7 protein-coding genes and 1 pseudogene are annotated in these 7517 nt (G+C 43.3%); all 8 read left to right on the forward strand.

What is annotated here, in order from left to right:
• The first annotated feature begins 157 nt into the window (after positions 1–157).
• On the forward strand, positions 158–2383 hold the full coding sequence (locus DSBG_RS01660) for a YcdB/YcdC domain-containing protein (RefSeq protein WP_068962490.1): 2226 nt from the start codon (positions 158–160) through the stop codon (positions 2381–2383).
• 253 nt (positions 2384–2636) lie between these two features.
• A complete protein-coding gene (locus DSBG_RS01665) occupies positions 2637–2951 on the forward strand; it encodes a hypothetical protein (RefSeq protein ID WP_242877380.1) in 315 nt (104 codons plus the stop codon).
• Between the two features lie 169 nt (positions 2952–3120).
• Positions 3121–3477: a DsrE family protein gene (locus DSBG_RS01670; protein ID WP_068962492.1), complete on the forward strand. Its 357-nt coding sequence runs from the start codon at positions 3121–3123 to the stop codon at positions 3475–3477.
• A 188-nt stretch (positions 3478–3665) separates the two neighbouring features.
• Entirely contained in the window at positions 3666–4796 is a 1131-nt protein-coding gene (locus tag DSBG_RS01675) for a M20/M25/M40 family metallo-hydrolase (protein WP_068962493.1), read from the forward strand.
• A gap of 24 nt (positions 4797–4820) precedes the next feature.
• Positions 4821–5462: an HAD family hydrolase gene (locus tag DSBG_RS01680; RefSeq protein ID WP_068962494.1), complete on the forward strand. Its 642-nt coding sequence runs from the start codon at positions 4821–4823 to the stop codon at positions 5460–5462.
• A gap of 225 nt (positions 5463–5687) precedes the next feature.
• A complete protein-coding gene (locus tag DSBG_RS01685) occupies positions 5688–6455 on the forward strand; it encodes an ABC transporter ATP-binding protein (protein ID WP_141694215.1) in 768 nt (255 codons plus the stop codon).
• Positions 6448–7290, forward strand: coding sequence for an ABC transporter permease (locus tag DSBG_RS01690; protein ID WP_141694216.1), 843 nt, complete (start codon positions 6448–6450; stop codon positions 7288–7290). The genes DSBG_RS01685 and DSBG_RS01690 overlap by 8 nt, the downstream gene beginning before the upstream one ends.
• Before the next feature lie 65 nt (positions 7291–7355).
• Positions 7356–7517 (forward strand): annotated as a pseudogene (locus DSBG_RS23550) (ABC transporter substrate-binding protein); the annotation flags it as partial.

The following is a 7517-nucleotide window of genomic DNA, read 5'->3' on the forward strand; positions in this document are numbered from 1 at the left end:
GGTAACTGGAGGGGGAGAGACTCTCAAGTCTAAGATTGAGGGGACAAGCAAACTATTTATTGATGTAAAGGGGTGATAAGGTATAAAAGGTTAGGTATAAGGTGTCAAACAGTGATCATTATTTATATTTAAGGAAGTAAAGAGAGGTGGATAATATATGCAGAAAAATTGGCGGCATGTCCTAGCTGTTATGGGTGTTACCCTACTGTTGGTACAAATGATTCCAGGGCCAGTCGCCCTAGCGGGAGAAATCAGTAGCTCATCGGCTATTCAAACTTTAGCTATGCCTGAAATTTCCTTAGAAAAAGCAATTCTAATCGTTAAAACGAACTTTGATGTACCTAGTGATTACAATGACTTTAATTCTACATACAATACTTACGATGATCGCCAGGTCTGGTCCTTGCACTGGAATGGCCCGGCGGGAAAACCGGGATCGTTTACGGCTGAAGTTAGTGCTTCGAATGGCGATATTTTAAGCATGAACTATTGGAAAAACGATGACCAAGCGAGCAATAACGGAGGACTTCCAACGATAACCAAAACCAAAGCGCAAGAAATCAGTAATCATATACTGACTCAGCTGTTGGGTGACCGTGCGCAACAATTGCGCTTGATCCCCAGCGATCAAGAGGTAATGCCACTCGGCAATAACAGCCCGGTCTACTACGCTTTTCAATACCAACGGCTTATCAACAACTTGCCTTTTCTTAGTAATGGAGCAAGTGTGCAGGTCTCTGGCAGCGATGGACACATCACTTCCTTTAATCTCAATTGGAGTGAGGTGAAAGCGCCGGAGGTAAAGGGCGTAATTAGCGTCGCCCAGGCCCAACAGGCGTTTTCAATGGCTCCCTTTTTTAAACTTCAATACTGGGCTTCTGCTCCCTATAAACCTTTGGTAGTGGGACAAAAGATGACTGCTAAGCTGGTTTACCAATTAACGGGCCAAAATGGGGGAGCAATCGATGCCTTAACCGGCAAACCTCTTGAGCTTGGACCGGGGGATTGGCTGGCAACTGATTCGTCTCTAAGTGGCGGGATGGGAGCCAAAGAGAATGGAGTTAGTCCGAGTGCCAATGGGATACCCGTACTGACCCCTCAGGAGCAACAAGAGATAGATCGGACTGCCCTGCTTCTTAAACGGGATGAGGCAATTGCTGCAGTGCAGCGTTGGGTTGCAATTGCCAATAACTTAACCTTACGCAGTGCGAATCTGGGTACAGATTGGCGTAATCCAGATCAGCGCATCTGGAGCTTTGACTGGAACAATACGGGACCTGAAACCGAGGAAGGGAAGCCGCAATCTCTAAGTGCCAGGGTCAGTGCCACAACGGGCGAGTTACTAGGTTTTAACCTCTCTTTTGCGCAGACGGGAAAGACAGAGACGAAACTCGACCGAATTGCAGCGCAAAAGATGGGTGAAGAATTCCTTAAAAAAGTTCAAGCTAAACGATTTAGCCAAGTCACTTTAGACTCCGATAATAACTCGAATGCTAAAATAGGTCCAGAATCTTGGAATACCCAATCTTTTGCTTATCATAGGGTAGCCAATGGCGTGGATTTCCCGGATAACGGAATGACCGTCAATGTGGATCCTGTGGCAGGCGTTGTCACTGGTTTTGACCTAAACTGGTCAGAACTCGATTTACCTGGGGTTTCCGGGATTCTCAATAAGGACAAGGCCGTAGAGTCATTTCTCAAGGCACGCCCTTTGACTCTAGCTTATGTCCGGATTTATTCCAATGGATTGCCAGGAAATTTGCGGTTAGTTTATCTTCCATTTAACCCAGACCGCAGCACGCCACTCTCCAATACGATGGACGCTAAAAGCGGAGAACTGCTTGATTACCAAGGACAGCCGTTGGAGAAAGGGCCAAAACCCTATACTTTTACCGATCTGACTGGAGTCAATGGAGCCCAGGAAATCGCAGCTCTTGGGCAAGCTGGGTTATTCGGCGATTTTGCTAGCAGTTTTAAACCTCAGGAGAAGATGAGTATTGCTTCTTTGTTGCGAGCCATGTATCTTAGCCGGTTTGGATTGTGGGGAAATAATGGCCTTTCTGACATTGAAGTCATGACCAAAGCTAAGGAAGAGGGTTGGTTGAAAGAAGATCTTCAGCCTGGAGATTACGTGAATCGTGAACTCTTAGCCAAAGTTTTAATTCGCTATATTCAGTTAGCTAAGGTAGCGGAACTAAAAGATATTTATCAAGTCAATTTCCAAGATGCTGCTCAAATCAACCCAGATGCCTTAGGCTTTATTGCCTTGGCCAGTAGTTCCGGTATCCTAAAGGTAGCAGGACAGATACTGGCCCCGCGTGACGAAGTAAGCCGCGCCGAGGCCGCTGTCGCGCTCTTTAGAACGCTAGGTTGGCATAGCTGATTTAACCCTCGAATTTTAAATAAAATAAGTATCAAATAGGGCATTTCTGGTAACTATTAATTGGGAAAATCAAAGGAGGTGCTCTTTATGGAAGTAGGGGGCAGAAAGCATTCCTATAGGGTGGGTTCCTTCTCGCCATCAATTAGGTGGTGTGTGTTCGCTTGTAATTTATCTTTACCACCTATTTTTTGCAGGGTTTCTAGGATACCTGTCGAACTCTAATCTATAGCATGTAGATTATAACAAATAGGAGATGAATTTCGTGAAAAGTAAGTTTGAAGGAGCTATTATAACTGAACAAGGCAAAACCTGTGCAGTTGTTTCTGTCCAGCCGGCTATGTTCCAAAATGCAATTAACGCAACGATGATTATCAAAGCATTATTACCTGTCTTTAAGGGAATTCCGGTCGTTCTCATGACAATAGATGCCAAGGGGGTTCCGGGTTATTTCGGAAGAGGAGACCTTATCGATCTACTTGAGAATGTCAACATTAAAGAAGCTTCATGGAGTCAAATAGAAGCTGATATTGACTTAAATAATTCCTCTTGCCCGATGAAAGAAGAGTAGAGAAGAGTAGAGAAGCCTAAAACTGTGATAGTTTTCCTTTCAGTTAAGCCATATTTACTGATTATAGTATCTTCTGCCCCTAAATATAGTAGTTGACTCACAAAAATATGGGTTTCTGAATAGGAATCATAAATATTTAAAACCCAGAAAATTTGAGGAGGGAATTACATTGGAAAAATTTCTATTTGTGCTAAATCGTGGGCTTGAGGACCCTGTCCGCGCCACCCGGGCATTGCAGCTTGCGAAGGTAGCCAAAGAAAAGGGTCACGAAGTAAATATTTTCTTAGTCGACGATGCTGTTGCCTATGCGATTATAGGATTGGCTGATAGCGTAGTGGCACCGACCGGAGATAATGCTAAACAATATCTTGATTACTTAATTGAAAAGAAGGTAACCTTTCATTTATGTACGCCATGTGCTAGAACGAGACTTTTCGGTGAAGACCAATTTATTGAGGGAGCCAAATTATCTACGGCTTCAGTCCTCATTGACTTAGCTGCTGAATCTAAAGTATTTACATTTTAGCTCTAAGAATTAGATAAATTCTGTCCTTAATAAAACTAAAGAGATTAGTACAATAGCCTAATCTAGCGATTGGGCTATTGTATTTTTTTGGATTATCAAATGAATTTTGAAAGTTGCAGGATTTAGACATAATTCGCTGAATCCTTGATAATATAAGAATCATAGTTAAACGAAAGAGGTAAATGAAAATGATTAATCGTGAAAGATTGTTAGCAGAGCTTTTTGAACTAATCAAGATTGATTCACCAACCAGAAATGAGCGCCAGATCGCAGATATACTCAAAAAGCGTCTTGAAAGTTTGGATATGGTCGTAACAGAAGATCAAGCGGGCATGGCAATTGGCGGCAACTGCGGTAATATTTTTGCCTATTTGCCGGGTAACCTGCCTCAGGCACCCATACTCTTACTTTCAGCGCACATGGATACAGTGGACCCTGGCCTCAATATTGAGCCAGTGCTCAAAGATGGACGGATTACTTCTGCTGGTTCGACAATCTTAGGGGCTGATGATAAAGCTGGTATTGCACCAATTCTGGAAGCTTTAAGAACAATCCAAGAGCAAGGTATTCCTCATGGGGATATTCAGGTTATTTTCAATGTAGCAGAAGAGGGCGGCTTAAACGGCTCCAAAAACATAGATAAGACGCTGTTGAGGGCTGATTTAGGTTTTGTCTTAGATGCCGTTGGTCAGCCGGGGCTCATTATTCTCGAAGCTCCCGGGCAAGATCGAATCAACGTCACAATTAAAGGCAAGGCCTCTCATGCCGGAGCTAGTCCAGAGGATGGAATCAGCGCAATTGTTGTGGCTGCCAAGGCGATCGCCAGCTTGCAGACCGGCCGCATTGATGAAGAAACGACGTCCAATATTGGAACGATTCAGGGCGGCCGGGCCACCAATATTGTCGCCGACAGAGTCGAAATCACTTGTGAATCAAGAAGCCGTAACATAGGAAAATTAGAACGTTATACTACAGAGATGTGCGAGACCTTCATAAAAAGTGCAGCTGAGATGGGCGCCGTTGCTGAAGTGGAGGTCACAAGATTATATGACCCATTTACGATAATGAAGGAATCAGAAGTTGCCCTGCTCGCAGCTCAAGCGGCCCAGTCAGCTAATATAATTGCGACATTTGAGGCAACTGGCGGGGGCAGTGATGCCAATTATTATAACCGCTACGATATACCCTGTCTTGTTCTGGGAATCGGAATGCAAAAGCCACATACAACCGATGAATTCATCGAAGAAGAAGATTTGTACAAGTCAGCGAAGTTGGTTGTAGAGATCATAAAGGCTGTCGCTGTTAGTAGAACCCCCTAAATTGAGGTGTCAGGAGGTATACGATTGAAACTGAAAGGACTTATCTTTGATCTGGATGGAACACTTCTAAATACCATACCTGTATGCTATGGTGGATTTCGGAAGACACTGTTAGAATTTACTGGGCGTGAGTACTCGGATCAAGAAATTGCTGCCATGTTTGGCCCTACAGAGGATGGCATTTTCAAAAAGCTTTTTCCGTCTGTTTGGAAGGAGAGCCTAGAATCTTATCTCGTTGAATATGATCGTATTCATCCCGAATACGCTGAACCTTTTAATGGAGTTTTAGAGGCCTTGGCCTTGTTGCAAGAGCGCAGGATAAAGCTGGCTCTTGTTTCCGGCAAAGGACCGGGCAGTATGAAAATATCCTTGAAACATTCAGGTCTCGGTGGCTTTTTTGAAGTTGTGAAAACTGGCTCAGAAGAAAGGGCTAGTAAACCTGAACACCTTAAGGAAGTCCTAAAGATTTGGGGCTATTCCCCAGAAGAAATCGCCTATGTTGGGGATATGGCCTATGATGTAAGCTCAGCAAAAGAAGTCGGGGTGTATGCCATAGGGGCTATGTGGGCTAAAACAACCCACCCTCAAAAGATCCTGGAGATGAATCCTGACGTTGCTTTTGATAACGTCCAGTCATTTATTGAGTGGATCAAACAAACACTGTAATAACCCCTGAAAAACTTGCCTAAATGAAAATTGATTTATCTAACGATAATAATATGGAGAGAAGAGCCGTGCACTTTTAAAAATGCACGGCTCTTCTCTTCTCTTATCCAGATTTGCTAGACCCTATATTTTTGAGGGTGAGGGAGATAAATTCCCAAATTACTCACCGATTAAGGCACACTCCAATACACTATTAAAAGCTGAGGTACTAAGGAGGGAGTGCCATTGAATCATGTGGTCGAGATACATAACGTAGGTATGAAATATCAATCTCTCAACGGGGAAATAACAGCCTTGGAGGCTATCGATTTTTCAGTTCAAGATGGGGAGTTTGTGAGTATAGTCGGTCCAAGTGGTTGTGGTAAATCCACCCTGTTATCGATTATTTCTGGGCTGGTATCTGCTACCTCGGGGAGCGTCTGGCTTTGTGGAGAAAAGGTCACGGGCACTTCCCCCAAAATTGGATACATGTTGCAAAAGGACCATCTTTTCGAGTGGAGGACCATTTATCAAAATGTCATTCTCGGTCTGGAAATAAGAAAAGCTGCGACCCCTGAGGCGAAAGAGCGCGCCTTAATACTTCTCAAAACATACGGCCTATATGATTTCAAAGATAAATATCCTAACCAGTTATCGGGTGGAATGAGACAAAGAGTAGCACTGATCCGAACTCTTGTGACAGATCCTCAAATCCTTCTTCTGGATGAACCCTTTTCTGCCTTGGATTATCAAACCCGACTTATGGTCAACGATGATATTTATGCCATTATCAAAAAGGAAAATAAAACTGCGCTTCTCGTGACCCATGACATTTCGGAGAGTATTAGTATGGCAGATCGAGTCATCCTTTTGTCAAAACGACCCGGAACCGTTAAAAACATCTATGAAGTCAGGTTGAATTGTGATAAAAGGACACCTCTAGCATCTCGTGAAGCACCTGAGTTCCGGCATATTTTTCAAGAGATATGGAAGGGGCTGGATGTCCATGTCTAATCTTGTACAAGAAAGTAGTCCTCGCAGGGCAACCCTTGCAGTCATTTCCCAAGAACATCTAGAGTACTTGCGACGAGCAAAGATGAGGAAGCTATGGATTTTGCTCATCCAATTATCGATTTTAGTCGTTGCCTTAGCACTTTGGGAAATCTGTGCCGATGCCAAAATAGTTGACCCTTTTATCACCAGCCAGCCCTCAAGAATCCTGAACACTATTATGAGGTTATATCAAGAGGGTGTACTGTTTCAACACATAGGAATTACCTGTCTAGAAGCAGTTGTTGGCTTTGTCTTAGGGACACTTTTGGGTACGATAATTGCTATTTGCTTATGGTGGTCAGAATTTTTGTGTAAAATTTTAGAACCTTATTTAGTGGTTATTAACAGTTTGCCAAAAATTGCACTTGGACCGGTGTTTATAGTTTGGATCGGGGCAGGCCCTGCTGCCATTATTGTCATGACCTTAGCAATTTCTCTCATTGTCACGGTTTTGGAGGTCTTAAATGGCTTCTTAGCTATCGACGGAGATAAGATCAAGCTCATCCAGACCTTTGGTGGCACAAAATACCAGGTCCTAACGAAAGTATTGCTTCCGGCATCGTTTCCTACCATTATCAATGCCCTTAAGATTAATGTCGGGTTGTCTTGGGTTGGGGTCATCGTGGGAGAATTTTTAGTATCTAAAGCGGGGTTAGGTTATCTCATCGTGTATGGAGGGCAAGTTTTTAAATTGGACCTGGTTATGACTAGCGTCATCATTTTGGGTATTGCTGCAACTTTGATGTATCAGGGGGTGGTCTTACTTGAAAAATTGCTTGTGAAAAATAAACTTTAAGCCCCCTATAAACCCCGCTGAAGGTAGAAAACACATAATTCACAAATACGAGGAGGATCTTCATTATGAAAAAAAAGTTTTTACTGGTACTTAGCGTGCTACTCCTGGGGATGACTCTAGTTCTATCTGGCTGTAGTAATCAAACTGAGCTCACTAAGATTAAACTGTCAGAAGTCACACACTCAATTTTCTATGCACCTCAATATGTGGCTATGACACAAGGGTTC

The sequence above is a fragment of the Desulfosporosinus cupriresistens genome (assembly GCF_001707885.1).
Taxonomy (GTDB): domain Bacteria; phylum Bacillota; class Desulfitobacteriia; order Desulfitobacteriales; family Desulfitobacteriaceae; genus Desulfosporosinus.

What these genes read in the sequence shown, in the direction of transcription:
- DSBG_RS01660 (WP_068962490.1), top strand. Translation starts at nt 158, where the DNA reads ATGCAGAAAAATTGGCGGCATGTCCTAGCTGTTATGGGTGTTACCCTA.
- DSBG_RS01665 (WP_242877380.1), top strand. Translation starts at nt 2,637, where the DNA reads ATGAATTTCGTGAAAAGTAAGTTTGAAGGAGCTATTATAACTGAACAA.
- DSBG_RS01675 (WP_068962493.1), top strand. Translation starts at nt 3,666, where the DNA reads ATGATTAATCGTGAAAGATTGTTAGCAGAGCTTTTTGAACTAATCAAG.
- DSBG_RS01690 (WP_141694216.1), top strand. Translation starts at nt 6,448, where the DNA reads ATGTCTAATCTTGTACAAGAAAGTAGTCCTCGCAGGGCAACCCTTGCA.